Here is a 25,149-nt window from a genome sequence, read left to right on the forward strand (position 1 = left end):
TTGATGATAGGCCCATGGTTGCTTTCTATCGCGTTAATTACTGTGTTTATTCTCCTTTTGTGGCGCCGCCAGCGCCAAAAAGAACGTCGCTTTATCAAGCGGCTTGGCATGCAACTCGATAATCAGATAAAAGCCCGCGCACCACTCGAACTGCCTTGGGTGCCGGTCGCATTTTATGATTTGGTTAATAGTCTGGAGAAGTTGCTGCAGGCGCTTCCGCCTCCCGTGGGGAAAGATAAACTCACAGGCCTTGCCAATCGGGTAGGGCTCAAGCGCAGCGTTACCGCCTTGATGCCGTTGCAACAGGGCACCATGGTGCTGCTGGACATCTACCGTTTCCGTTACGTCAATGACCTGTTTGGCTTTGCCTTTGGTGATCAGCTGCTCAAGCAGATGGCAGACCGCCTGCTGGGGTTGCAACATGGGCCCAGGTTATTGGCGCGAATGAATGAAGATGAGTTTCTGCTGTACTTTGAGCAGCAACAGACAGAAGAAGATCTTCATCGGCTGCGGGGCAGGTTGCAGGTGCCTTTTGATATTGACGGTACGCCTGTAAGTATTCGCATTCAGATGGGTTATCTGGATTTACATGCTCATCATACCAATCTCAGCTTGATGTTGCGCCGCCTGGATCTGGCGCTGAAAAAGGCCCGCAATAGCCGTGATCTGCTGGCCGGTTATCAGACGGGTGAAGACAGTATCCAAATGCGCGAGCTGGAGATCATCAACAGTCTGCCCAAGGCGTTGAAGACAGGTCAGTTGTATCTGGTTTACCAGGCCAAAGAAGAGGTGAACAGCGGCCTTTGTCGCCAGGTCGAAGCGCTTATTCGCTGGGAACATCCGAAATTCGGCGCCATTTCTCCGGCCGAGTTTATTCCGTTGGCTGAGTATTCCGGCATGATAGGCCTGGTGAGTCATTGGGCGCTGGAGCAGGTGATGCTACAGCAGCGTAAGTGGCGCAGTGGTGGCTTTAAAGTGCGAATTGCACTTAACCTCTCGGCGCAGGACCTCAACAACGGCTGCATGCTGCAGGAGATTGAACGTCAATTGCAAGAATACCAGTTGCCGGGTGATGTGCTGGCGATAGAGATCACCGAGAGCAGCCTGATGGCCGACCTCGAGCAGGCGATAAAAATCCTGGAGCGGCTGCGGCAACTGGATATTCGCCTGGCGATAGATGATTTTGGTACCGGGCACTCGTCGCTGGCCTATTTGAAAAATCTGCCGGTAGATGAAGTCAAAATCGACAAGGCCTTTAACGAAGAGCTGCTCAGCAACAGTAATGCCAAGCATATCATGCGTGCCAGTATTCAGATGGCCAAGTCGCTGGGGTTTGAGGTCACTGTCGAGGGGGTAGAGTCGATGGCGCTGAAACAGGTGCTAATTTCCATGGGGGCTGACCAACTGCAGGGAGATATTGTTGCCAAACCCAAAACGGCGCCGGAACTGGAGTACTGGTACGCTAAACACTGCATACATGCCAAGACAGCAGGCTGAACTCAAGGGAACTCAATCTGCTGTAGTTGAGCAGCCAACTGTTCGAGTAGTGTCGCAGGCATGGGACAAAGCTGACGCTGACTATTCATGCATACCATTTCCACCCTGCCGTTGACCGCAGCCCTGACAGCGTTTTCACGCCAGATCTCCTGTTCCCACACGGTGCGGTATTTGCTTTCGAAGGCAAAGCGGGTACGGACATCCAGGATATCGGCAAATTCGACCCCTTCCTGACAGGTAAGCTCGGAGCGGTAGACCGCAAAACCTATTCCATCCGAATGCCACAGGCGTTTGAGTTCGTTGGCCCCTATGACCTGTTCACGGGCGCGCTCGAAGTACTTCAGAAAATTGGGGTGATACACCACGCCGGAAAAATCTGTGTCTTCGTAGTAGATCTGCAATTGAAAATGGAACCAAGGGCTGAAGCTGAGTTGCATGCGGATACCTGTGGTAGATTCGTGCCCGGCAGTTTAACACTGTGATAGCGAAAGATGAGCACTCAGAAGCGACCATTGTTGATTATTTGCTGATATTGACCGCTTTGTTTCATCTGTCGCAACCCTTTATCCAATGCCTTGGCCAAAGCCGGTGAGTCGGCGTCCTGCAGTGAGAATGCCAGGAATATTCGGCTCTGATGGTTGGGAAATGCCGGCAGAATCTCCTCCTTCACTCCCATACGTTTGATAACGCCTTCGGCCACCTTGTCGAACATAATGGCGGCATCTATACGGTTGAGCAGCAGGAGATTGAGCAGTTGTTCCTGACTGGCGACCTGAACCAGCTGCAACTGTTTGCTTAGTTTGGCGAATTCATCGCCATATTCATAACCTTTGATAACCCCTACGACACTCCCCCTCGGAAGTTGCCATTTGTTTTGGGCACTCAGTGGCCGGTTTTTGTTGTAGTAGAAGGAGGCATTGGCAATAAACAGTGGCTCTTCACCAAACAGAAAACCCGCCTCAGTACTGCGCTCACGAGTGACATTGAACACTCCTTGAACCTGGCCCTTTCGGGCCATCATCAAGGCTCTGGAGTAGGGTACTACCAAGCTTTCCACTTGGATATGTTCAATAGAAAAAGCCGCGGCGATCAGTTGGTGAGATAAGCCTTGCCCGGTTCTGTCGGCGAAAGGGGGCCAACTGTCTTCGGCGGCGAGTAAGACTTTATTCTGAGGGGTTGCCCTGGTTGACTTGGTAGGTAATATGCAAAGAAAACAAATTAATACAGCTATTATTCCAGATCTCATTCTCGTCCTTTGGTTGAGCGGCCCGGTTATAAAGACTAAAAATAGTACCTGAGTCTTAGTCTTTTCGATAGTCTCAGCGAGACAAGTTTTTGAGTTGTGAGCTTGGCGACAGTTACGTTATACGGGTTTGCATTACAATAATCATTAGATTAATCTCATTAAAATTTTTCTAATGGATGAGGTAGTACCATGCCAGAAAAGATTATTGAACTTGAAACCAAAATGGGTAAAGGCTGGAAAGTGACAGCACAGGTGCGTGAGCATACCTTGGTCATTGACCAACCGACGGCCGGTAACGAAGGGGCCAATCCGCTGGAGACTTTCCTGTTTTCTCTGGGGGGCTGTATTTCTGCCATTGCCAGAATGGTGGCCAGAGAGCAGAAAATCGATCTCCGGGGGATGAATATCAAGGTGCGTGGCGAGATGAATTCCGACGGTTTGCTGGGGAAAGTCAGCGAGGATCCTGTCGGATTTCGCCGTATCACCTTGGATGCCGATATCGATGCCGACTTGACGGCAGAGCAGAAGCAGCAGTTTCTCGATACTGTCTGCCATCGTTGTCCCGTGCATGACAACCTGCTGAGTGCCTCAAGAGTAGAGCATCAAAGTATCTGAGGCCTGAAGCTTCAAATGCGCTTGGCTTGAGCACAGCCAATCCTGGCCAAACCCGGGCTAAATAAAATAAAGCGCTGATCCAGGCTTGCTGCTGTGAATACTGGCAGGCTGACAGATAACCACTGACTCAGACGGCAAAATGCCGTTTCGCCTCCTACACTTGCAAGGGAAGATGCAAGTTCAGGGATAACAGAGCAAAGGAGGCGAAAATGAGTTATATCGATGTGGTGGTCGCTCCGGTTCCCAGCGCCAAGAAACAGCAATATCTTGAGCATGCACGCCGGGCGGCGGGTCTGTTCAAGTCTCAGGGCGCTTTGGAGCTGGTAGAATGCTGGGGGGATGATGTCCCGGAAGGTAAGCTTACTTCCATGCCTATGGCGGTAAAGCGCCAAGACGACGAGACTGTGGTGGTTTCCTGGATCCTTTGGCCGGACAAGGCCACGCGTGATAAAGGCATGCAGTTTATCATGACAGATCCTTCCGTTCCCGAGACTCTCGGCGATATGCCGTTCGATGGCAAGAGAATGATCTGGGGCGGCTTTGAGATGCTGTTCAAGGAATAGCTTTTCTTTGACTCCTCAATAAAACAAGGGATGCCGCTTGGCATCCCTTGTTTTATTGAGGCTCCTTATTGACCCAGACAGAATCAATCTGAACCTGAGCCTATGTTTATCTGCGCCTGCTGCCGGGCGATAGCGGCATTGAGCCTGTCTTTGACATGGCCGGGCGACTTGGTGTTATAGGACAAGAGTCGATACATGGCCGGGATCACCAACAGGGTGACAAAGGTCGCAAACGCCATACCGAAGAACACCACAGTACCCACGGCAATACGGCTCTCAGAGCCGGCACCAGTGGAGAAGATAAGCGGAATCGCGCCGACAATCGCGGTGAAGGAGGTCATCAGGATAGGCCGCAAACGCCGCGCTGAGGCATCGATAACCGCCTGTTCGAAGGCCAGCCCCTTGTCTCGCAGTTGGTTGGCAAATTCGACGATCAGAATCCCGTTCTTGGTTACCATGCCTATCAACATGATCATCCCTATCTGGCTGTAGAGGTTGAGTCCTTGTTGTGTCAGCCACAGACCAAGGAAGCCGCCGAAAACCCCCATAGGGACGGTCAACATCACCACCAGTGGGTTGATAAAGCTTTCGAACTGAGCCGCCAGCACCAGATAAACCACCAAGAGGGCCAAACCGAATACCAGCAGCATGCTGCTCTGGTTTTCCTTGAAGTCTTTCGACTCACCTGTGTAGCTGATACTGATATCACCGGGCAGGGATTCAATCGCCTTGGCGTCGAGGAAATCCAGTGCTTCCCCCAGAGTGGCGCCATCCATGAGGTTAGCCTTGATGGTGATGGATTTTTGTTTATTGGTATGGCTCAGTCGCTGCGGCGAGGCCACTTCTTCGATATGCGCCAGGCTGTCGAGGGTAACCAGCTCGCCCTTGGTGGTCCGCATATAGATCTGGCTGAGGTCGCTCATGCTGCTGAACTGTTTTTCATCCCCGCGCACGTAGACATCATACTCTTCACCCCTGTCCACATAAGTGGTTTGCTTGCGGCCGCCGAGCATCACCTCCAGGGTTTCCGAAACATCGGCAACACTGACACCAAGCTCTGCCGCCCTTTGTCGGTCAACCGTGACCAGAAGCTCAGGGGTGGTTTCGGCATAATCCAGATCGGCGCCGCGCATCAGGCCACTGCTGTTGGCCTCCTGTTGCAGCAGCTGTGCCCATTTGAACAGCTCTTTATAGTCGGATCCGCCGATAACAAACTGCACCGGCTCACTGGAGCGGCCACGGAAGCCGGGTAACATGGGACGCACCATCACATCGGGAATATCTTTCAATACTTGGGCTATCATCACCAGCGCCTGATCGGCGTTGATATCCCTGTCCTCCCAATCCTCGAGCTGCATGATCACAAAACCTGTTTGATCACCGGCGCGGCCACCAAAGGCCGGCGCCTGCACACTGAAGGACTTGAGCACGCCCTGGCCCAGCAGCGGCATCAGCCTATCCTGTACTATATCCATGTTGGCTGTCATGCGGTTATAGCTGGTGCCTTCGGCGCCCTTGATAAAGGCGAAGATCACTCCGCGGTCTTCCTGCGGCGCCAGCTGTGCAGGAATATGGTTTACCAGCAAGGCGCTGCCGCCGATACAGGCGAGGATCACCAGGGGCGCCGCAACCTTGTGACGTATGGCAATGGCCACCATGGCGCGATACTTAAGCTCGAGCGCGGCAAAGAATCGATTCAAGGCGCGGTTGAAGGCGTTGGGTTTGACATTGGCCTTGAGCAACTGGCTGCTGAGCACAGGTGTCAGTGTTAGCGCGACCAGGGATGAGAACAGTACAGACACCGCCAGCAGCACGGAAAACTCGGTGAACAGCAAGCCGACCATGCCTTCCATAAAGGAGATGGGCAGAAATACCATCACCAATACCGCCGTGGTGGCAATAACGGCAAAGCCCACTTCGCGGGTGCCCTTGTAGGCGGCCAGCAGCGGATCTTCCCCGCGCTCTATGTGGTGAAAGATATTCTCTACCACCACAATGGCGTCATCCACCACCAGGCCTATGGCCAGGATCAGTGCCATCAGGGTCAGCAGGTTGATGGAAAAGCCCAAGAAGTAGGCGGCCATAAAGGCCGAGATCAGCGATACCGGCACAGTCACAGCAGGAATAAGCGTTGCCCGCAGCTGGCCGATAAAAATATACAGTACCAGCAGTACCAGCGCCGCCGTGATATAGAGGGTGTAATACACCTCGTCTATGGCCTGATCGATAAACACGGTCGAGTCGTAGTCCACATATAGCTGGGTACCGGCCGGCAGAAACTTTTGCAGTGCGTCCACCTGCTTGTAAACATCTTTGGCGACATCCAGCGGATTGGCATCCGATTGCGGCACTATCCCCAGGCTGAGGTTGACTATGCCATTGCTCTTGAAAGTGGAGTTTTCATTCTCGGCGCCGACAAACACCTCGGCCACATCCTTGAGATAAACCGGCGAGCCGTTTGCGCTGCTGACCTGCAGATAGTCGAATTGCTCAGGGCTCAGATAGAGGCGGGCGGTGCGCACTGTCATCACAGTGGTGTCGTTACGCAGCTCGCCGCCGGGGGATTCCATATTCTCCGCCTTGAGGGCTGTAAGGATATCCTGCACAGTGACATTGCGACCGGCCATCTGCTCAGGCTTGAGGCGCACATACATCACCTTGTAGAGACCACCTGAGATATCCACCGAGCTGACCCCTGTGATCAGGTTGAACTTATCTTCCAGTACCCGGCGGGAATAGTCAGTGAGCTGGGTACGATCCATCTCGCTGGAGCTCAAGTTGACATAGATGGAGGGCTCGCCCGAGCCGTTGTCTTTGGAGACTACCGGGTCGTTGGCCTCTTCCGGCAGCCTGCGCTGCGCCCTGGCCACCGCATCACGGACATCGCTCACCCCTTCGGTGAGATTCCAGCCCAATTTGAAGGTCACAGTGATCCGCGACATGCCGTTGCGGCTCACCGAGGTGATTTCATCGATACCGCTGATGCCTGTCAGCTCATCCTCAAGGTTTTTGGTGACCTGACTCTCCATGATAGAGGCGCTGGCCCCTTCATAGGTGGTCATCACAGTGACGACCGGGCTCTCCACATCCGGCATTTCCCGCACCGACAGCTTGCTGAAAGACACCAGACCAAAGACACACAAAAGCAGGCTCAGCACTATGGCACTGATTGGCCGTTTGACCGATACATCGGATAACAACATCAGTGAAGCTCCCCGGTCTGCTGTACTGCTTCGGCGGTCAAGGGCTTGACACTGGCGCCATCACGAATATTCACCAGCCCCTGAACAACAATGCGATCCCCTTGGCTGACGCCATCTGTGATCAGCACCAGATTGTCGACCCGGGCGCCCAGATGCACTTCGGTGCGGTGGGCTATGCTGCTTTCATCGATGCGATAGACATAACGCTTGGTGCCGGAATACTCCAACGCCTGCACCGGCACTACCGCCTGATGCAGTGGTGGGAAGGTCAGGGTGGCCGACAACATCATGCCAGGCCTCAAGTGTTTGTTTGGGTTGTTGAACTCTACCCTTACCCTGACATTGAGTGTATCCGGGTTGACTCTGGGATCTATGGCAACCACCTTGCCCTGAAATAGTTGGCCGTTCCAGGCACTGCTGCTGCCTTGTACCTGCATGCCGACACTCAGTTGCGACAGATAAGACTCGGGCACCTGCAGATCGAGCCGCAACAAGCTCAGATCATCGAGACTCAAGAGTTCGGTTCCTTGGCTCACCAGCTTACCCTTGCTGAAATCCACCAGGCCCACTGTACCGGAAAAGGGAGCCCGCAGATGATGGTAGGATAGTTCGGCCCTGGCCGAGGCCAGCCTGGCTTCGGCGATACTGACGCTGGCGCGTTGGGCATCAATTTCTGTCTGGGTAATGGCGTTGCGGCCGATCAGTTTTTCATATTCGCCCAACTTACGCCGCTCATCGGCCAGATAAGATTCGGCTTCCATCACTGCCGCCTTGGCCTTGGATTCTTCCAAAACCAGCAAGAGTTCACCTGCCTTCACCTCTTGATTGGAGCGCACTGCGATAGCGTCTATCTTGCCGGCGACTTGAGGCGCTATGGTGACCGAGCGTTCTGCTTCCAGCTTGCCTATCAGAGTCAGGGATTGCGCCAGGGATTGCTCTGTGACTGTGGCGGTAATTACGGGAACGGCGGCTTTGCCCATCCCCATCCCCATGCCTGAGCCGGGCTTTTTGACGGTATTTTCTGCCGTTGGCGTCAATAGGAGATAGGTGGCCACACAAAGGCCAAGGACCACTAGTCCTATGTAGCTTTTCTTCATGGTGTCTTATCTGATTCCGGTAGAGGTCCATTGCGGATCTTGAGGGCACCTATTTTACGTTAGCCTTATGCATAAAGCTGGTAAATGAGTGTAAAAAAGCGCAAATTCCAGTACGAAAATGTGACTGGAAAATCGATTTACGTAACCGCCTCTGGCCTATGCTATTTGAATGACGTGATGTTCAGGGAATAAAAAACGGAGGCAGCTACCTCCGTTTTTTTATGTATGACTGTGGGTATTGCCCTTGAGGCCCTACTTGGTCATCCGCTTGTACTTGAGTCTGTGCGGCTCAATCACATCGGCACCGAATTGGTTTTTCAGCCAGGCCGAGTATTCTGTGTAGTTACCTTCGTAGAAGTTAACCTGACCCTCGTCACGGTAGTCGAGGATGTGAGTACAGATACGGTCGAGGAACCAACGGTCGTGCGAGATCACCATGGCGCAGCCCGGGAATTCCAACAGCGCTTCTTCCAGTGCCCGCAGAGTTTCCACGTCCAGATCGTTGGTCGGTTCGTCGAGCAGCAACACGTTGCCGCCGGCTTGCAGCAGCTTGGCCAGATGCACCCGGTTACGTTCACCACCGGAAAGTGAGCCGATGATCTTCTGCTGATCGCCACCACGGAAGTTGAAGCGACCGACATAGGCGCGGCTCGGGATCTCCAGATTGTTGATCCGCATTATGTCCTGACCGCCGGAAATCTCTTCCCAAACCGTGTTCTTGTCGTTCATCGAGTCACGGAACTGTTCCACAGAGGCGATTTGTACCGTATCACCTATCTCGATTTCACCGCTGTCCGGTTGTTCGGCGCCACTGAGCATTCTGAACAGGGTCGACTTACCGGCACCGTTGGCACCGATAATACCGACGATGGCGCCCTTGGGAACACTGAAGCTTAAGTTGTCTATCAGAATGCGGTCACCATAGCTCTTGGTGAGATTACGCACCTCAATCACCTTGTCACCCAGACGAGGACCGGGCGGAATAAACAGCTCATTGGTCTCGTTGCGGCGCTGATAATCTGAGCTGTTCAGCTCTTCGAAGCGGGCCATACGGGCCTTGCCCTTGGACTGACGTCCCTTGGCACCCTGACGCACCCACTCCAATTCCTTGGCGATCGTCTTCTGGCGGGCGCTTTCGCTGGCGGCTTCCTGCTTCAGACGGGCATCTTTCTGCTCCAGCCAGGAGGAGTAGTTGCCCTGCCATGGGATACCTTCACCCCGGTCCAGTTCCAGGATCCAGCCGGCGGCATTGTCGAGGAAGTAACGGTCGTGGGTAATGGCGACTACAGTGCCTGAGTATTCCTGCAGGAAGTGCTCCAGCCAGGCAACGGATTCGGCATCCAGGTGGTTGGTCGGTTCGTCCAGCAGCAGCATCTCCGGCTTTTCCAGCAGCAGACGACAGATGGCCACCCGGCGACGTTCACCCCCGGAGAGCACCTCCACCTTGGCGTCCCATTCCGGCAGACGCAGGGCGTTGGCGGCGCGCTCGAGAATGTTGTCCAGATTATGGGCATCCTGCGCTTGAATGATGGCTTCCAGCTCGCCTTGCTCCTTGGCCAGGGCGTCGAAGTCGGCATCCGGCTCGGCATAGGCCGCATAGACTTCATCCAGACGCTTGAGGGCGTTTTTGGCTTCGCTGACGGCTTCTTCTATGGTTTCCCGTACTGTCTTGTTGGGATCAAGCTGGGGCTCCTGGGGCAGGTAACCTATCTTGAGTCCCGGCATGGGACGGGCTTCACCTTCAATTTCGGTGTCCAGACCTGCCATGATTTTCAACAGGGTGGATTTACCCGAGCCGTTGAGACCCAGGACACCAATTTTGGCGCCGGGGAAGAAACTCAATGAAATATCTTTGAGGATCTGCTTTTTGGGCGGCACTATTTTGCCGACCCTCAGCATGCTGTATACAAACTGAGCCATATTGTTTCTCTGTTGTCCTGAACTGAGTTTTCCTAAACTGGCGGCAGTTTACCAATTTGCCAGGGCTCCTGCCAGATGCGGCCGGATAGCGGCACCATTGTTCAGCAAATGAAACATAGTCATCTGCTGACACAAGGATTTTCATCATCCTGCGACTGGGATATTTGTCACACTCAGAGTAGAATACCGCGCAACCCTACCAATAAGATTTGCCAGCTGGAGTGACAGATGCTGAAGAAAAGTATGAACATTGCCGACTATGATCCTGAGCTGTTCAAGGCGATTGAGGATGAAACCCGTCGTCAGGAAGAGCACATTGAGCTGATCGCCTCCGAAAACTACACCAGTCCCAGAGTCATGGAAGCCCAGGGCTCACAACTGACCAACAAGTATGCCGAAGGTTATCCCGGCAAGCGTTACTACGGTGGTTGTGAGTATGTCGATGTGGTGGAGACTCTGGCAATTGAGCGTGCCAAGCAGCTGTTTGGCGCTACTTACGCCAACGTTCAGCCACACTCAGGTTCACAGGCCAACAGCGCGGTTTATATGGCGTTGCTGCAACCCGGCGATACCGTACTGGGGATGAACCTGGCTCACGGTGGTCACCTGACCCACGGCTCTCCGGTTAACTTTTCCGGCAAGCTGTACAACATCATCCCTTACGGTATCGATGAGTCCGGCAAGATTGACTACAGCGAACTCGAAACGCTGGCGCTGGAACACAAGCCCAAGATGATCATCGGCGGCTTCTCGGCCTACTCAGGCATAGTTGACTGGGCCAAGCTGCGTGAAATCGCCGACAAGATTGGCGCTTACCTGTTTGTCGATATGGCACACGTGGCCGGTCTTATCGCTGCCGGTGTTTATCCTAACCCTGTGCCGCACGCCCACGTGGTGACTTCGACCACTCACAAGACACTGGCCGGTCCCCGCGGTGGTGTGATTCTGTCGGCTGCTGACGATGAAGATCTGTACAAGAAGCTGAATTCCGCGGTATTCCCGGGCGGTCAGGGTGGTCCTCTGATGCACGTTATCGCCGGTAAAGCCGTGGCCTTCAAAGAAGCACTGGAGCCGGAATTCAAGACCTATCAGCAGCAGGTGGTCAATAACGCCAAGGCCATGGTTGAGGTGTTCCTCGAGCGCGGTTACAAGATAGTTTCCGGCGGTACCAGCAACCATCTGATGCTGGTGGACCTGATTGGCCGTGAGCTGACCGGTAAAGAAGCCGACGCCGCTCTGGGCCGTGCCAACATCACAGTCAACAAGAACTCAGTGCCTAACGACCCCCGCTCACCCTTTGTGACCTCCGGGGTGCGTATCGGTACTCCGGCCATCACTCGCCGCGGTTTCAAGGAAGCCGAAGCCCGTGAACTGACCGGCTGGATCTGTGATGTGCTCGACAATGCTCACGATGACGCCGTTATCGAGCGCGTGAAGGGCCAGGTGCTGGAACTGTGCGCTCGCTTCCCTGTTTACGGTTAACCTTTTCAAGGGAATAGGATAAACTTCGATGGCCGCTGAATTCAGCGGCCATTTTTGTTTCTGCCATTTAGCAGCAGCCGCTGCCGGCAACTGAGCACCAGGAGGCATAATGCATTGTCCATTTTGCAGTGCGACGGATACCAAGGTGATAGATTCCAGGCTGGTGGCAGACGGTCATCAGGTGCGCCGTCGCCGGGAATGTACTCTGTGTCATGAACGCTTTACCACCTTTGAAGGTGCCGAGCTCGTCATGCCCAGAGTGATCAAGCGCGATGGCAGCAGGCAACCGTTCGATGAGGACAAGCTGCGCGGCGGTATGCTGCGCGCCGCCGAGAAACGTCCGGTTTCCATGGATAAGATTGAAGAGGCGATCAGCAAGATCAAGTCCACCCTCAGAGCCACAGGCGAGCGGGAAGTGACTTCGGAAATGATCGGCAACCTGATGATGGATCATCTTATCGAGCTGGATAAGGTGGCCTATATTCGCTTTGCCTCCGTGTATCGTGCCTTTGAAGATGTGTCAGAGTTTGGTGAAGCGATTGCCAAGCTGGAGAAAAAATAGGCTGTCAGTCACAGCCAACTGTTAAGTAACGGAAACCCCCATGTGGTCCAATACTGATATCGCCATGATGAGCCGCGCCATAATGCTGGCTCGCCGTGGCCGTTATACAACCCGTCCCAACCCCAATGTCGGCTGCGTTATCATAGATGCCGATGGCAAGATTGTCGGCGAAGGCTGGCATCAGCGTGCCGGTGAGCCCCATGCCGAAGTACATGCCCTGAAAATGGCCGCTGACAAGGCCCGCGGCGCTACTGCCTATGTCACCCTCGAACCCTGCAGTCACTATGGTCGCACGCCGCCCTGTGCCGAAGCCTTAATTAAACATGGCCTCAAGCGGGTGGTGGTGGCAATGACAGATCCCAACCCTCAGGTGGCCGGCCGAGGTATCGGCATGCTGCAGGCAGCCGGGGTTCAGGTGCAGAGCGGTCTCTTGGCCGAACAGGCCAGAGCGTTGAATCCAGGCTTTTTATCGCGGATGGAGCGAAATCGCCCCTGGGTCACTCTCAAGCTGGCGGCGAGTCTCGATGGCAAGACGGCGTTGGCCAACGGCGAGTCCAAGTGGATAACCGGCCCCGAGGCGCGCCGCGACGTGCAAAGGCTCAGGGCCCGCAGCTGCGCTCTGCTCACCGGCATTGAAACTGTATTGGCCGATGACCCTTCCTTGAATGTCCGGCACGCTGAGCTTGGCAGCCTGGGTGAAACCCTGAGTGAGCAGGAACTCATTCAACCGCTGCGAGTGATACTCGACAGCAACTGCCGTATGCCGCTCGATGCCAGGTTATTGAAGATTGTCAGCCCAGTGCTCTTGGTCAGCTGCCGCCCCTACGAGGATGAGTTCCTAGCCGCTTTGCCGCCTTATGTCACCACTTTGGTGTTGGCCGGTGAAGACAACAGAGTCGATATCGCGGCGCTGCTGCAACACCTGAACCAGAGCTGCAATGCGGTGTTGGTCGAGGCCGGGGCAACGCTTTGCGGCGCCTTTATTAGTGCCGGGTTGGCCGATGAGCTGTTGCTCTACCAAGCCCCGAAACTGCTTGGCGCCGCTGGCCGAAACCTGCTGGCCTTGCCAAACTATCAGCAGATAGCCGATACCCCGGCGATACGGGTAACAGATCAACGTAAGCTTGGCAATGATACCCGGCTTACTCTCAAGATAGGTGATTGAATGTTTACCGGAATAATTGAAGCTGTCGGTACAATACGAGCCCTGGAGCGCCGTGGTGATGATATTCGTCTGACTGTGGCCAGCGGCAAGCTGGATCTTGGCGATGTCCAATTGGGTGACAGCATTGCCACCAACGGCGTGTGTCTGACCGTGGTTGAACGCCTGGCGGATGGTTATGTGGCCGATATTTCGGCTGAAACCGTTAGCCTCACCGGCTTTGACCGCTACAGTGTCGGCACCAAAGTCAACCTGGAAAAGGCGGTCACGCCAAACACCCGCTTGGGCGGGCATCTGGTCAGTGGCCATGTGGATGGTATGGCGCGGGTCATCAGCGTGACCCCAAGGGGCAAGGCGCTGGAGTTTTGGCTTGAGGCGCCTGCTGAGCTTGCCCGTTACATTGCCCATAAAGGCTCCATTACCGTCGATGGCGTCAGCCTTACGGTCAACGAAGTGGATGGCCGCAATTTCCGTCTCACCATAGTGCCGCACACCGCCAGCGAAACTACTTTGCTTGATCTACGTCCCGGAGTTCAGGTGAATCTGGAGGTGGATCAGATAGCCCGCTATCTTGAACGTCTGATGCAGCACGAAGAGGAAGGGCTGCCCAGCGAAGGCGTGACTCTTGCTATGCTCGCCAAGGCCGGTTTCATGCGCTAGATGTGCGCAAGCACACTGGTTATCGCGCGCTAACAGGTTAGAATTCATTGATTACACAGAACAAGAGATAAAGGTCTTACAATGGCGCTACACAGTATCGAAGAGATCATCGAGGATATTCGTCAGGGCAAAATGGTTATCCTGATGGACGATGAGGACAGGGAAAATGAGGGCGACCTCATCATGGCGGCGGAGAAAGTTACCCCGGAAGCGATCAACTTCATGGCTCGCTTCGGCCGTGGTCTTATCTGCCAAACCATGACCAAGGCTCGCTGCCAGCAGCTGAATCTGCCGCTGATGGTCAGCAATAACAACGCCCAGTTTTCGACCAACTTCACCGTCTCCATTGAGGCCGCTGAAGGGGTTACCACAGGTATTAGCGCCCATGACCGCGCCGTGACAGTGCAGGCGGCTGTGGCTAAAAATGCCAAGCCGTCCGACATAGTTCAGCCCGGGCATATTTTCCCTTTGATGGCACAGGATGGCGGGGTGCTGGTGCGCGCCGGTCATACCGAAGCCGGTTGCGATCTGGCGCGTTTGGCCGGTTTGGAACCTTCGGCTGTGATCGTGGAGATCCTCAATGAGGATGGCACCATGGCGCGCCGTCCGGATCTGGAAGTGTTCGCCAAGGAGCACGGCGTTAAGATGGGCACCATTGCCGATCTGATCAACTACCGTAATAACACAGAAACCACAGTGGTACGTGAGGCCAAGTGCAAGCTGCCTACCCGTTTCGGCGAGTTTGAGCTGCACACCTTCCGCGACACCATAGACAATCAACTGCACTTTGCCATGGTCAAGGGCGAGATTGTCGACAATATTCTGGTGCGGGTACACCTGCAAAACACCATTAATGACCTGCTGTTCTCTGAGCGTGATGAAGTGCGCAGCTGGCCGCTTGAGCAAGCCATGGCGAGGATTGCCGCCGATGGTGGCGTGCTGTTGCTGCTGGGTAACCAGGAGCCTAACGAGAGCATTATCGCCAAGCTCAAGGCATTTGAAGCCGAAGACAAGGGCGAAGTGCCGGTGACCGCCAAATGGCAGGGAACCTCCCAAAGGGTTGGGGTAGGCTCACAGATTCTGGCGACGCTTGGTGTCAACAAAATGCGCCTGCTCAGCTCGCCCAAGCGTTATCACTCTTTGGGGGGCTTTGGTCTGGAAGTCACTGAGTATATTCCCGGCGAATGAGCCGACAGAATTAATTAACCATTTCCGAATAATTGCATAGGGCGGAGGGGTAAATTGCGTGCTATCATAGCGCCACTTTTTGCCCCCGGCCGGGTGCTTTAGCCAAGTTAGGTAAGATAATGAACATAGTTCAAGGTAATATCGAAGCAAAAAACGCCAAAGTCGCGATCGTTGTATCCCGTTTCAACAGCTTTGTGGTTGAAAGTCTGCTGGAGGGTGCCGTAGACACTCTTAAGCGTTTCGGTCAGGTAAGTGAAGACAACATCACTGTGGTACGCGTACCTGGTGCTTTCGAGCTGCCTTTGGCCGCCCGTCGTGTTGCCGCCAGTGGCAAGTTCGACGGTATCATCGCCCTGGGGGCAGTGATCCGTGGTGGTACACCACACTTTGATTTCGTTGCAGGTGAATGCAACAAGGGTCTGGCTCAAGTGGGTCTGGAATTCGATATCCCGGTATCTTTCGGGGTATTGACTACAGACACTATCGAACAGGCCATTGAGCGTTCCGGCACCAAGGCTGGCAACAAAGGCGGCGAAGCTGCCCTGGGTCTGCTGGAAATGGTGAACGTGCTGCAACAACTTGAGCAACAGCTGTAATACAGGAAAAAGCATGAAGCCTTCAGAGCGCCGCAGAGCCCGCCGTTTAGCGGTTCAAGCCATCTATTCATGGCAACTGAGCGGGAACAATATTGCCGATGTGGAGCACGAGTTTCTGACCGAGCAAAACATAGACGGCGTGGATGTCGCCTACTTCCGTGAACTGTTCACCGGAGCGACAACCAAAAAGGCTCAACTGGACGAGTTAATTGCCCCCCATCTGGATCAACGTCCCATAGAGGAGGTGGATCCCGTGGAGAAGGCCATTTTGCGTTTGGCGGCTTACGAGCTGACTTTCCGCAAGGATACGCCATACAAAGTGGTGATCAACGAGGCTATCGAGTTGGCCAAGGCGTTCGGCGCTGAGGACAGCCACAAGTTTGTCAATGGCATATTGGACAAGCTGGTAGCTCGTCGCTGAACCAGAAAGAAATTAGACAAACGGTATCGTCAGATACCGTTTTTTCATTGGAAAACCGGGAGGCTGCGAACCTGTGGCCAAGTCAACAGTGAAAGAATTTCAACTTATCGAGCGCTATTTTCACGGCCGCGGCCAAGCGCGCAAAGATGTCCGCCTGGGCATAGGTGATGATTGTGCCCTGGTACAACCCGCCGAACACAAATCCATTGCCATCTCCTGCGATACCCTGGTGGAAAATGTCCACTTTTTGCCGGATATGCCGGCTCAGGCGCTGGGTTACAAAGCCTTGGCGGTCAACCTGTCCGATCTTGCCGCCATGGGGGCCGAGCCCGCATGGATGACCTTGGCGTTGACCATGCCTAGTGTCGATGAAACCTGGCTGGAGCAATTTAGTGCAGGTTTATTTGAAGCGGCTGATTACTATGGTATTTCTCTGGTTGGAGGCGATACCACTCGCGGTCCTAAGGCCATCAATATCACGGTTCATGGCCAGGTGCCGGAAGGCAAAGCACTCATTCGTAGCGGCGCCCGCGCCGGTGACTGGATTTATGTCACAGGTTCCCTGGGGGATTCTGCCCTTGGGCTGGATATCATCCGCGGTGAATTGAAGGCGAGGGCGGAACACAAGGAATACCTGGTCAACCGTCACTATCATCCCAGCCCCAGAGTACTGGCCGGTCAGTCGCTGAGAGGCTTGGCATCTAGCGCTATAGATCTCTCTGATGGCTTGTTGTCGGATATCAAGCATATCCTCAAGGCATCGGCTGTCGGTGCGGTTATCGAAGTGGATAAGCTGCCGCTGTCCCAGGCGATGAAAGATACTGTGAGTTTGGAGACGGCGCTCGACTACGCCCTTTGTGGCGGTGAAGATTATGAACTGCTGTTCACTGTGCCGGAAGCGCAGCGCGGTGCGCTGGAAACCGCCTTGGGCCATGCCGGAGTCAAGTTCTATCAAGTCGGCCAGATACTCGCCGGTAATCAACTCAGGCTGCAATATCATGGTGAGGTATTCGAGCCGCAACAGACAGGATTTGAGCATTTTTAAATGAAGTGGTTTGCTCATGACGAGGCGCTCGCAAGGGTCAGCCTCAAGAATCCGGTGCACTTTCTGGCACTTGGTTTTGGCTCCGGCCTCGCGGCCAAGGCGCCGGGGACTTTTGGAACCTTGGCAGCTGTGCCAGTGTATCTATTGCTGTCTCAGTTTAGTTTGGGTGTGTATCTTGCCGTGACACTGCTGGCCTGTATCGGCGGCATCTATCTATGCGACAAGACTTCCAAAGATATGGGGGTGCATGACCACGGCGCTATCGTTTGGGACGAAGTGGCGGGGTTACTGATCACCATGATTGCAGCGCCCGCCGGAGGGCTCTGGTTGCTGCTGGGCTTTGTGTTATTCCGCGTTTTCGATATCTTCAAACCCTGGCCCATTCGGGTGCTGGATGCCAAGGTGCATGGCGGCCTTGGCATCATGGCCGATGATATCCTGGCCGGTATCTTCTCAATGTTGTCACTGCAGGCGATTGTCTGGGCGATAGGCTGAAACAGCCTTGAGCCGAAATGTATAAGCCTTGAGAGTGGGTTCCCAGCGCTTGCTCTCTAGCTTTGAAGCAAGCTAGCCCGTTACTCCAGAAAATAACTGACGCCATCGATTCGGTGCCTTTCCCCCTGTTATCCCCTTCTACTCATATTTACCGGCTTGGGTTAAGCCCGTTATTTGAGTGCTTTATGCCTAATCCCCAAAGCCGACTATCCTTAAGCTAAGGGAACCCTCATGGGGGCAGTATGATAGGTTGGCTGGCCAACGCCTTGTTCCGGCGCTGCGGCTGTGTAGGACTCTTGGCTCTGTTGTGGATCTTGCCTGGCTTAGGTGCAGACCACGTCCGGCCAGAATCTTACTCACCGGCCGTAGCGCCGACCATTACCCTGCTCAGTGTCAAAGGGGCTATAGGTCCCGGTGTCAGCGACTATTTGATCCGGGGTATAGAGAGCGCATCGGATACGCCAAACAGCCAGTTGGTGTTGATCACTCTGGATACCCCTGGAGGTCTGGTGTCCAGTCTACGGGATATCAATCAAGCGATTCTCGGTTCCAGGGTGCCGGTTGCCTGCCTGGTCTATCCATCCGGAGCTCGTGCAGCCAGCGCCGGGACTTACATGCTGTATGCCTGTCATATCGCCGCTATGGCAACGGCCACCAGCCTTGGTGCGGCGACTCCTGTGCAACTGGGCCCCATGGGAAATGAGCCGCAACAGCCCAAGCCGTCAGAGAATGAAACCGAAAAACCTGTGGGCGATAGCAATAGTCAAAAACTTGAGCGCAAGCAGCTTAATGATGCCATTGCTTATATTCGGGCGCTGGCTGAATTGCGTCAGCGTAATGTCGAGTGGGCCGAGAAGGCGGTACGTGACGCGGCAACCCTGACGGCCTCGGAAGCGCTGGAGGCCAATGTTATCGACTATATCGCCGATACGCCGCAGCAACTCTTGACCATACTTGATGGCAAGTCGGTAGCCATGCCTGGTGGTGCTCGGATACTCAATACCGAAAACGCCATAGTGCTGGATCGCAGCCCGGATTGGCGTGCCCGATTCATCAATCTGCTCACCAACCCCAATATCGCTTACATCCTGATGTTATTGGGGATCTACGGTTTGCTGCTGGAGTTTTACAGTCCTGGCGCCATGTTGCCCGGGGTAATAGGAGGGATCTGTTTGCTGTTGGCCTTGTATGCCTTCCAACTGCTCCCTATCAGCTATGCCGGTGGCGGTTTATTGCTTTTGGGAATTATTTTGCTGCTCGCCGAGGCCATGCTACCAAGCTTTGGAATTTTAGGATTCGGTGGCCTGGTCGCTTTCGTGCTGGGGTCGGTATTTTTGGTGGACAGTGAAGTGGAAGCCTTTCGTATCGCCTGGCCTGTGATAGCTCTGGTTAGTGTCGTGAGCCTGCTGTTTTTCCTGCTGTTAATCAGCTTTGTGTTCAAGACCCGCAAATTGTCCGGAGTGGCCGGCGCCGAGGGGATGGTAGGAGAATATGCCAGGGTGATAGAGGGTTTTCCCGGGCGTGGCCGGGTGCATTTTATGGGGGAAGATTGGCAAGGTGACAGCGAACAGGCCTTGAGCCCAGGGCAACGGGTGCGGGTTTTGGGCCTTAAGGGGCTGGTACTCAAGCTGGCCGAGGTGAAAAGCGCTGATATCGAGCCGACTGAAAATCAACGCAGAGGAGACTGACATGGGCGAAGCTATCAGCGGTAGTTTAAATATTTCCTTTGGGGTGTTATTGGTGCTGTTTGCGGCCTTGCTTATCAGCATGTTCCGCATCCTCAGGGAGTATGAACGTGGGGTGATTTTCTTTCTCGGGCGTTTTTACCGGGTCAAGGGGCCTGGGCTTATCATACTGATCCCTGTGGTGCAGCAGATGGTGCGGGTGGATCTTCGAACCATAGTGATGGATGTGCCCTCCCAGGATGTGATCAGCCGTGATAATGTCTCGGTGCGGGTTAATGCCGTGCTCTATTTTCGGGTAGTCGATCCGCAAAAGGCGATTATCAATGTGGAGAACTTCCTCGCCGCCACCAGTCAGTTGGCACAGACCACCCTGAGATCCGTGCTCGGTCAGCATGAGCTGGACGAGATGTTGGCCAACAGGGAGATGCTCAATGCCGATATTCAAAGGATCCTCGACTCCCACACAGATGCCTGGGGCATCAAGGTAGCCAATGTGGAGATCAAGCACGTGGATCTCAATGAAAGTATGATCCGCGCCATCGCCCGTCAGGCCGAGGCGGAGCGGGAGCGGCGGGCCAAGGTGATCCATGCTCTGGGGGAGATGGAAGCCTCGGAAAAACTGGTGGAAGCGGCGCAGACGCTGGGGAAAGAACCCAATGCCATCATGCTGCGCTATCTGCATACCCTGACGGAAGTGGCGGCAGAAAACAATTCGACCATCCTGTTTCCGCTGCCGCTTGAGTTACTGAGCAAATTAAATGGTGCATTTAGCAATTTAAATGAAAAATCCAAAAATTAGCCTGAAACTGTTTGAAATTTCGCCTATTTACAAGGGGTTAATATATTGTTAGTTTGAGCGTTTGGGGATAGCTCAATAACAGGCCTCCGGCCTAAGTTGTTTTAGTCGCGACTTGATCTGACACATTATCTTGAAAAGGTGAGAGTTACCCGTTTTGATAAAGGAGTCAAAGCTTCAATCAAAACAAAAGAGGTAACTCTCATGCTGCATACTAACAATCCCATAATTAAACACAAAGCAGATCACACATGGGACTTGCTTGTATCTTCCTTAGGCTCTAAGTTCACAATACTATAACGGCTATAATTGCTGCACCTAGTATATATAGGCCACTAGATAATGAAATTGATTTAATCACGCTAAACTCTTTTATCTCTATCTTCTTGATATTATCCATTTTTACAGACTTCCCTTCTCCGGATAACGTCGAATCAGTTGTGCTCTCGACTTTAAACTCAATTATTTCATCTGAGGTAGTGGTTATTTTGATATCCTTTCCTATATAGTTTGATGTGGGGGTAGAATCAAATTTAACTTCGTTCAATGATGTACAGCCAGATAACATCAAACTGATTAAGAGGATCATGGTTAAATTTTTCATAGTAACCTCAATTTTATGGTTCATAACATCCATGGCTTGCGCCACCTGGTCTTGCGCATGGGTTTATCCAACGTCCTGTATCATAAACCGCTTGGTTTTCGTAAGATATTTTATAGTTTCCTGATATATCAAAATCAACTTTGTTCATGTAGTATTCTCTGTAATTCCAACCAGTGTAATATCTATGGTTTTTTTCAGATATTGCTATTGATATATACTTTTCAGGATGTATTCCTTTTATTGTGTTTTTTATTTCAAAGCCTAAGTCCATACCATTAATAATCCAAGTGTTATCAGGTATAACGCTTTCAATTCCAGCTACATAATATTTGTGGTTGTGAATGCTGCTTAAGATGGAGTTCAATTCTTGTTGGAAAAAATTAGGCTTAAAAACCTTTAGCAATGATTTTGTTACCTTTGCTGCTAACTTGTTGAATATTCCATTCCCGTCAATATCTACATGGACTCTAAGGTTTCCATTGTCTCTAATGTTATAGACTTGACCATTAATAGGGTTATAATCTGCTGAAAGATTTAACTCGGATGTTTTGATTTTTGCGTATAATGTCAGTCCAGATATGTCAATTTTTATCTCAGTCGATATTGTAAATCCTTTAACAGTTGCTGTTATTATTCCATCAGGCTGTGTCATTATTTTTGTTTCTAATGGCCCATTTAAAGTTACATGTTTCAACTCCCTATACCTGAATGTTGGTAGCTTGTTGATTTCCGCTCTTGTGCTTGATTCTATAGATGAGAAGAGTTTTTCATTAATAGATTTTAATATTTTTTTGTTTCATTATGTATTGGGAGTCCTATGGATTCATTGTTGATAACCATCAAGCTATTCCATTGACCTGATTTTTTTCACTAATTTCAACAAGGTGGTTGGTTCTAGATACATAAGTTGGATAATAAGCCGTACTTGATGTTGAAAAAAAATAACGTTAATACTAATAAGATTTTTCTCATAAAAACTCGCGAATTCAACTCCGAAGTGCACCACTCGCTAAATTAGGCTGCCTTGCGTAATTCATTGAATACCGCAACAGGTTGCCTGAAGCCGAGGCACTTTCTCGGTCTGGCATTTAATGCCCGTTCAATCTCACTAATTTGCTTATCTGTTACCGTCCGCAAATCGGTGCCTTTCCGTATGTATTGCCGCAGCAAACCGTTGAAGTTTTCATTCAGTCCGCGTTCCCAGGACGAATAAGGGTTAGCGAAGTAGACATCCGTTTTAAGCTTTTCTGCGACCTGTTCGTGGTCACAGAACTCGCTGCCGTTGTCCGCAGTGATAGTTCGAACATAACCTCGATATTTCCACAGCATACCAACCATGGCCCGGGCTACATCGGCTGCGCTTTTCGCTGGCACTTTGCGTATCAGGTACAGCTTACTTTTTCGCTCAACCAGGCTGACAATCGCGCCCGTACCTTGCTTGCCCAGAACCGTGTCAGCTTCCCAGTCTCCGAACCGCTTTTTCTTGTTCACGATAGCGGGACGATGCTCTATGCCTACGCGATTCGGGATAATCACACGCTTCGCACGGTTACCTTTACGGTATCTTCGGTGACTCTGGCGGAGCTGTTTGTACAACTTGCCGCCGCATAATTTATCACGCTGGACATAGCCATAAATCCACTCGTGACTGACGTTATATCCGATGATTTTACCGACACCGGCTATTTGTTCCGGACTCCATTTCTCATTGAGACCGAACTCAACAAAGGTGATGGTCAGTCCAGATATTCTAGACTTCGCGGACTGACAACGGCGTTTTAGTGCCTTCGCCTGAGCGACTTCCGGCAAGTAATGGTTATCCCGAATTCGATTGCGATTTACTTCCCGGCTGATTGTGCTGTGACTGACTTTCAGACGTTTTCCTATCTCCCGATAACTGAAACCCTCGCGTAAATAGGCCTCAATCTGGTATCGTTGTCCCTCGATCAACTGCTTGTAATTCATGGTAACTACTCATGTTTGTTTGGCGACTACAGAGTATCACCAACAGGCAGTTGATCTCTCCTCACCGTTTAACCATGAGTGGTGCACTTATTATCTGAATTCGGGCTCCTTTTTCGTATTTGCCCCTTGAGCATAATTTGTAAATTATGCATTTCTTAAGTAACCAAAAAAATGCGTATAAGGCAATCAAAAAATCAATCTTTAACATTTTTGCATTTATTTTTTATTTGTTAAGTTTATCGTTGCTTGGTTTTTTTATTGGGTGGTGTTTGTTTTAGTTGTTTGATTTTTGTATTTTATTTGGTGTGTTTTTGTGTCACCTTGTGTTTTTTGTACTTTTCTAACACCAACTAAAGCTTTGCTAACCTGAGTATTGTAATCTCACAGGTTCAGTGTCGGGTTTATCAGTTGTATGTATCGGCGCATCGGCTGTCAGATCCATTAATTTTCCTTGCCAGGCTTATGGGGTTTCCAAGGCGTTGTTGCCTAAATCAGTGGAACCTTTTTGGCACTTTATGATCAGAGCTTGCATCGCAAGGTTTACGGTCAATATCATGGGCAAGTCAAAGCGCACTATCACCAATTGGAAGCAAATTAGTTAACCGTAGCTCTATCATTTTCTGGTTGGACAAAGCGACTCAACACTGTCAGGTGATAGGCAATATGCGCCCCTGGAGTGTGGATCAGGAGCAGCGGCCCTTGTTTCGTGCCGTGCCCGGTTATCCAATTCAGTATGCCAGGATGAGCCGAGAAGGTTGGGTCAACGTGGAAGTGACTGTAAACGAACAGGGCTTTGTCAGCCATGTGGAAGTGCTGGATTCCAAGGGTGGCAAGTAGTTTGAAACTGAAACCGTCAAAGCCGTGTCAAAGTGGCGCTATGCACCCAAGTTTGTCGATGGTAAGCCCGTTAGCGCCAAGACGTGGTCAAAGATTTCCTGCACGCTGTAAGGCTGCAGAGCTGATTGTAGCCCAATAAAAACGCCGGCAGTTGCCGTAATGCCGTTCACTTAGTGTGAACGGCATTTTTCTTAGGCTTAATGGGATACTTGTTTTTACTCATTTTTAACGCACGTGGATAGGCTCTATCCCGTTTCCCATCAAGCTTGAACTGCCTCGCATTACGCACTATGTCCAAGACATCTCTCGGGACATTCCCAGGCGTTTGAGATGACAGCTGAGTCAGTTTAAAAATGATATAACTCGACGCATCTCTAAAGCTTAATTGGTTCGGATGTAACGACGGTAAGCTTTTAGCCATCAACACCATCTTGTATCTGATGAGGTTATAGGCCAACAGTACCCCCCACAATTCTTGGATAACCAGCTCTGGCAATTGACTGCGTAACGTAAAGCGACTCTCCAGAAGATGCTGCTTCATCTCCCGATAGCCCACTTCTATCTCCCATCGATGGGCATATAAATCCGCTATCTCTGCCCCCGGGTAACGCAATGGGTCCGTTAATGACGTCAAAATGGAAACCGACTTACCTTTTATCGTCTTCGTCAGTAAGCGAGCTTCAATATTCTCAGGCAGCATAGGCCACTTCTTTCTGGCTTGAGGCGTGGTGGTTAACCGCACCAGTTGGTCGTGTTTTCCTAAAGAGCGTACCACTTCATATTGTGTCCCTTTCTTCAACGGCAGCAGCCAGTGACTGTTAGGTTGAGCCTGTTGCCAGGCGTGCAAAAGTCCCAACGAATAAAAGCCTCTGTCAAACAGCGTCAGGCTGTTATTGGGGATGCTTGATATCAATTCGGCGGCTAAATTCATTTCACTGACAGCAACAGAATCAAAGGCACTGTTCAATACCAAGTGGCTGCTTAGCTCCATCATGCAAACCATGCGAATTTGCGGATAGGCTGCATCACCAGAAGCGTTGGCAGTTTTGGCAAAGGCCTGATTGTTTTGCTCGCTATCAGGTGTTCGCCACACGACACCATCGACCCCATAGAGGTTAAGCCCACACCAATGAGGATGCTCTGCTCTTTCATGCCAGGTCTTGGCACTTCGCTTAAACACATCCCGAACAACATCAGAGCCCAGCCGTTTGCGCGCTTGCGTGACAGCACTGCGAGCAACGTAATCCACCTCTTGAGGTAAGACGATATCAAGCTTATTGATGAGTGAACGGACGGACTCGCCTCTGAACAGAGCCATACCAATCACCGCCCAAATCATGGCATCCATAGGTAACTTACGTCGCCTTAAACTGGCAACACCATGTGAATCAAGGCACGATTGAATTAACTCAGGCTCAAGCACATCGGCCAGACAGGTGAATTCGGTAAGACGATTGATATGAGTACGCGCCAAAGCTTCTGAAAGTTGCATAAAAAAATCCGATGACAT

General features: G+C 52.1%; 24 protein-coding genes. 15 read left to right on the top strand and 9 right to left on the bottom strand.

Annotated features, from left to right (window positions below):
* The first annotated feature begins 3 nt into the window (after positions 1–3).
* Positions 4–1,497 carry a putative bifunctional diguanylate cyclase/phosphodiesterase gene (locus tag WKR14_RS06225; RefSeq protein WP_101053564.1) on the top strand — a complete coding sequence of 498 codons (1,494 nt, stop codon included), beginning with the start codon at positions 4–6 and terminating at the stop codon, positions 1,495–1,497.
* A gap of 2 nt (positions 1,498–1,499) precedes the next feature.
* Here the strand turns inward: WKR14_RS06225 and WKR14_RS06230 are convergent, their stop codons facing one another.
* Entirely contained in the window at positions 1,500–1,934 is a 435-nt protein-coding gene (locus WKR14_RS06230; protein WP_101053566.1) for a thioesterase family protein, read from the bottom strand.
* A 62-nt stretch (positions 1,935–1,996) separates the two neighbouring features.
* A complete protein-coding gene (locus tag WKR14_RS06235; protein WP_101053568.1) occupies positions 1,997–2,743 on the bottom strand; it encodes a substrate-binding periplasmic protein in 747 nt (248 codons plus the stop codon).
* A 189-nt stretch (positions 2,744–2,932) separates the two neighbouring features.
* Here WKR14_RS06235 and WKR14_RS06240 point away from each other — a divergent pair, with 189 nt between their 5' ends.
* Together WKR14_RS06240 and WKR14_RS06245 are read left to right on the top strand one after the other, a co-directional pair.
* Positions 2,933–3,358 carry an OsmC family protein gene (locus WKR14_RS06240; protein ID WP_101053570.1) on the top strand — a complete coding sequence of 142 codons (426 nt, stop codon included), beginning with the start codon at positions 2,933–2,935 and terminating at the stop codon, positions 3,356–3,358.
* 209 nt (positions 3,359–3,567) lie between these two features.
* Positions 3,568–3,921, top strand: a complete 354-nt coding sequence (locus WKR14_RS06245; RefSeq protein WP_101053572.1) for a DUF1428 domain-containing protein — start codon at positions 3,568–3,570, stop codon at positions 3,919–3,921.
* A gap of 83 nt (positions 3,922–4,004) precedes the next feature.
* On the opposite strand, the gene WKR14_RS06250 is transcribed toward WKR14_RS06245, so the two are convergent.
* The 3 genes from WKR14_RS06250 to ettA form a co-directional block, all read right to left on the bottom strand.
* Positions 4,005–7,124, bottom strand: a complete 3,120-nt coding sequence (locus WKR14_RS06250) for a multidrug efflux RND transporter permease subunit (RefSeq protein WP_101053574.1) — start codon at positions 7,122–7,124, stop codon at positions 4,005–4,007.
* Positions 7,124–8,221, bottom strand: a complete 1,098-nt coding sequence (locus WKR14_RS06255; protein ID WP_101053575.1) for an efflux RND transporter periplasmic adaptor subunit — start codon at positions 8,219–8,221, stop codon at positions 7,124–7,126. Before WKR14_RS06255 ends, WKR14_RS06250 begins: the two co-directional genes overlap by 1 nt.
* Before the next feature lie 252 nt (positions 8,222–8,473).
* Complete coding sequence (gene ettA, locus WKR14_RS06260) at positions 8,474–10,141, bottom strand: energy-dependent translational throttle protein EttA (RefSeq protein WP_025887609.1); 1,668 nt, start codon at positions 10,139–10,141, stop codon at positions 8,474–8,476.
* Positions 10,142–10,369: 228 nt separating this feature from the next.
* Here ettA and glyA point away from each other — a divergent pair, with 228 nt between their 5' ends.
* From glyA to WKR14_RS06315, 11 genes are all read left to right on the top strand, one after another.
* Complete coding sequence (glyA, locus tag WKR14_RS06265; protein ID WP_025009435.1) at positions 10,370–11,623, top strand: serine hydroxymethyltransferase; 1,254 nt, start codon at positions 10,370–10,372, stop codon at positions 11,621–11,623.
* Between the two features lie 109 nt (positions 11,624–11,732).
* Positions 11,733–12,185, top strand: a complete 453-nt coding sequence (gene nrdR, locus WKR14_RS06270; RefSeq protein ID WP_025009434.1) for a transcriptional regulator NrdR — start codon at positions 11,733–11,735, stop codon at positions 12,183–12,185.
* Between the two features lie 40 nt (positions 12,186–12,225).
* Positions 12,226–13,350, top strand: coding sequence for a bifunctional diaminohydroxyphosphoribosylaminopyrimidine deaminase/5-amino-6-(5-phosphoribosylamino)uracil reductase RibD (gene ribD / locus WKR14_RS06275; protein ID WP_339087523.1), 1,125 nt, complete (start codon positions 12,226–12,228; stop codon positions 13,348–13,350).
* A complete protein-coding gene (locus tag WKR14_RS06280) occupies positions 13,351–14,007 on the top strand; it encodes a riboflavin synthase (RefSeq protein ID WP_339087524.1) in 657 nt (218 codons plus the stop codon).
* An 81-nt stretch (positions 14,008–14,088) separates the two neighbouring features.
* A complete protein-coding gene (ribBA, locus tag WKR14_RS06285; RefSeq protein ID WP_339087525.1) occupies positions 14,089–15,195 on the top strand; it encodes a bifunctional 3,4-dihydroxy-2-butanone-4-phosphate synthase/GTP cyclohydrolase II in 1,107 nt (368 codons plus the stop codon).
* A gap of 119 nt (positions 15,196–15,314) precedes the next feature.
* Positions 15,315–15,791: a 6,7-dimethyl-8-ribityllumazine synthase gene (ribE, locus tag WKR14_RS06290; RefSeq protein ID WP_025009431.1), complete on the top strand. Its 477-nt coding sequence runs from the start codon at positions 15,315–15,317 to the stop codon at positions 15,789–15,791.
* A 13-nt stretch (positions 15,792–15,804) separates the two neighbouring features.
* The gene (gene nusB / locus WKR14_RS06295) at positions 15,805–16,212 is read left to right on the top strand and encodes a transcription antitermination factor NusB (protein ID WP_101053583.1); all 408 of its coding nucleotides are present in this window, start codon (positions 15,805–15,807) and stop codon (positions 16,210–16,212) included.
* A gap of 88 nt (positions 16,213–16,300) precedes the next feature.
* On the top strand, positions 16,301–17,257 hold the full coding sequence (thiL, locus tag WKR14_RS06300; RefSeq protein WP_224867436.1) for a thiamine-phosphate kinase: 957 nt from the start codon (positions 16,301–16,303) through the stop codon (positions 17,255–17,257).
* Positions 17,258–17,752 carry a phosphatidylglycerophosphatase A gene (locus WKR14_RS06305; RefSeq protein ID WP_101053585.1) on the top strand — a complete coding sequence of 165 codons (495 nt, stop codon included), beginning with the start codon at positions 17,258–17,260 and terminating at the stop codon, positions 17,750–17,752. It begins immediately after the preceding gene.
* Between the two features lie 242 nt (positions 17,753–17,994).
* The gene (locus WKR14_RS06310; protein ID WP_339087526.1) at positions 17,995–19,440 is read left to right on the top strand and encodes a nodulation protein NfeD; all 1,446 of its coding nucleotides are present in this window, start codon (positions 17,995–17,997) and stop codon (positions 19,438–19,440) included.
* A gap of 1 nt (position 19,441) precedes the next feature.
* On the top strand, positions 19,442–20,236 hold the full coding sequence (locus WKR14_RS06315; protein WP_039034261.1) for a slipin family protein: 795 nt from the start codon (positions 19,442–19,444) through the stop codon (positions 20,234–20,236).
* A gap of 283 nt (positions 20,237–20,519) precedes the next feature.
* Here the strand turns inward: WKR14_RS06315 and WKR14_RS06320 are convergent, their stop codons facing one another.
* The 3 genes from WKR14_RS06320 to WKR14_RS06330 all read right to left on the bottom strand — a co-directional run bounded on the left by WKR14_RS06320 (position 20,520) and on the right by WKR14_RS06330 (position 22,802).
* The gene (locus WKR14_RS06320; RefSeq protein WP_224868401.1) at positions 20,520–20,837 is read right to left on the bottom strand and encodes a hypothetical protein; all 318 of its coding nucleotides are present in this window, start codon (positions 20,835–20,837) and stop codon (positions 20,520–20,522) included.
* Positions 20,838–20,850: 13 nt separating this feature from the next.
* Positions 20,851–21,531 carry a hypothetical protein gene (locus tag WKR14_RS06325; RefSeq protein ID WP_224868399.1) on the bottom strand — a complete coding sequence of 227 codons (681 nt, stop codon included), beginning with the start codon at positions 21,529–21,531 and terminating at the stop codon, positions 20,851–20,853.
* A 320-nt stretch (positions 21,532–21,851) separates the two neighbouring features.
* Positions 21,852–22,802 (bottom strand): IS30 family transposase, encoded by a 951-nt coding sequence (locus tag WKR14_RS06330; protein ID WP_001107060.1) that lies wholly within the window; start codon positions 22,800–22,802, stop codon positions 21,852–21,854.
* Positions 22,803–23,465: 663 nt separating this feature from the next.
* Between WKR14_RS06330 and WKR14_RS06335 the strand changes: the two genes are divergently transcribed.
* Positions 23,466–23,639, top strand: a complete 174-nt coding sequence (locus tag WKR14_RS06335) for an energy transducer TonB (RefSeq protein ID WP_224868434.1) — start codon at positions 23,466–23,468, stop codon at positions 23,637–23,639.
* A gap of 166 nt (positions 23,640–23,805) precedes the next feature.
* Here the strand turns inward: WKR14_RS06335 and WKR14_RS06340 are convergent, their stop codons facing one another.
* Positions 23,806–25,131 (bottom strand): IS4 family transposase, encoded by a 1,326-nt coding sequence (locus WKR14_RS06340; RefSeq protein WP_115390034.1) that lies wholly within the window; start codon positions 25,129–25,131, stop codon positions 23,806–23,808.
* Positions 25,132–25,149 lie beyond the last annotated feature (18 nt).

This window comes from Shewanella chilikensis, from assembly GCF_037953065.1.
Lineage (GTDB): Bacteria > Pseudomonadota > Gammaproteobacteria > Enterobacterales > Shewanellaceae > Shewanella > Shewanella chilikensis.

Bases quoted from the DNA above. Each gene is read 5' to 3' on its own strand.
- WKR14_RS06225 (WP_101053564.1), top strand. From the start codon at position 4: ATGATAGGCCCATGGTTGCTTTCTATCGCGTTAATTACTGTGTTTATT.
- WKR14_RS06230 (WP_101053566.1), bottom strand. From the start codon at position 1,934: ATGCAACTCAGCTTCAGCCCTTGGTTCCATTTTCAATTGCAGATCTAC.
- WKR14_RS06235 (WP_101053568.1), bottom strand. From the start codon at position 2,743: ATGAGATCTGGAATAATAGCTGTATTAATTTGTTTTCTTTGCATATTA.
- WKR14_RS06240 (WP_101053570.1), top strand. From the start codon at position 2,933: ATGCCAGAAAAGATTATTGAACTTGAAACCAAAATGGGTAAAGGCTGG.
- WKR14_RS06245 (WP_101053572.1), top strand. From the start codon at position 3,568: ATGAGTTATATCGATGTGGTGGTCGCTCCGGTTCCCAGCGCCAAGAAA.
- WKR14_RS06250 (WP_101053574.1), bottom strand. From the start codon at position 7,124: ATGTTGTTATCCGATGTATCGGTCAAACGGCCAATCAGTGCCATAGTG.
- WKR14_RS06255 (WP_101053575.1), bottom strand. From the start codon at position 8,221: ATGAAGAAAAGCTACATAGGACTAGTGGTCCTTGGCCTTTGTGTGGCC.
- ettA (WP_025887609.1), bottom strand. From the start codon at position 10,141: ATGGCTCAGTTTGTATACAGCATGCTGAGGGTCGGCAAAATAGTGCCG.
- glyA (WP_025009435.1), top strand. From the start codon at position 10,370: ATGCTGAAGAAAAGTATGAACATTGCCGACTATGATCCTGAGCTGTTC.
- nrdR (WP_025009434.1), top strand. From the start codon at position 11,733: ATGCATTGTCCATTTTGCAGTGCGACGGATACCAAGGTGATAGATTCC.
- ribD (WP_339087523.1), top strand. From the start codon at position 12,226: ATGTGGTCCAATACTGATATCGCCATGATGAGCCGCGCCATAATGCTG.
- WKR14_RS06280 (WP_339087524.1), top strand. From the start codon at position 13,351: ATGTTTACCGGAATAATTGAAGCTGTCGGTACAATACGAGCCCTGGAG.
- ribBA (WP_339087525.1), top strand. From the start codon at position 14,089: ATGGCGCTACACAGTATCGAAGAGATCATCGAGGATATTCGTCAGGGC.
- ribE (WP_025009431.1), top strand. From the start codon at position 15,315: ATGAACATAGTTCAAGGTAATATCGAAGCAAAAAACGCCAAAGTCGCG.
- nusB (WP_101053583.1), top strand. From the start codon at position 15,805: ATGAAGCCTTCAGAGCGCCGCAGAGCCCGCCGTTTAGCGGTTCAAGCC.
- WKR14_RS06305 (WP_101053585.1), top strand. From the start codon at position 17,258: ATGAAGTGGTTTGCTCATGACGAGGCGCTCGCAAGGGTCAGCCTCAAG.
- WKR14_RS06310 (WP_339087526.1), top strand. From the start codon at position 17,995: ATGATAGGTTGGCTGGCCAACGCCTTGTTCCGGCGCTGCGGCTGTGTA.
- WKR14_RS06315 (WP_039034261.1), top strand. From the start codon at position 19,442: ATGGGCGAAGCTATCAGCGGTAGTTTAAATATTTCCTTTGGGGTGTTA.
- WKR14_RS06320 (WP_224868401.1), bottom strand. From the start codon at position 20,837: ATGAAAAATTTAACCATGATCCTCTTAATCAGTTTGATGTTATCTGGC.
- WKR14_RS06330 (WP_001107060.1), bottom strand. From the start codon at position 22,802: ATGAATTACAAGCAGTTGATCGAGGGACAACGATACCAGATTGAGGCC.
- WKR14_RS06335 (WP_224868434.1), top strand. From the start codon at position 23,466: ATGCGCCCCTGGAGTGTGGATCAGGAGCAGCGGCCCTTGTTTCGTGCC.
- WKR14_RS06340 (WP_115390034.1), bottom strand. From the start codon at position 25,131: ATGCAACTTTCAGAAGCTTTGGCGCGTACTCATATCAATCGTCTTACC.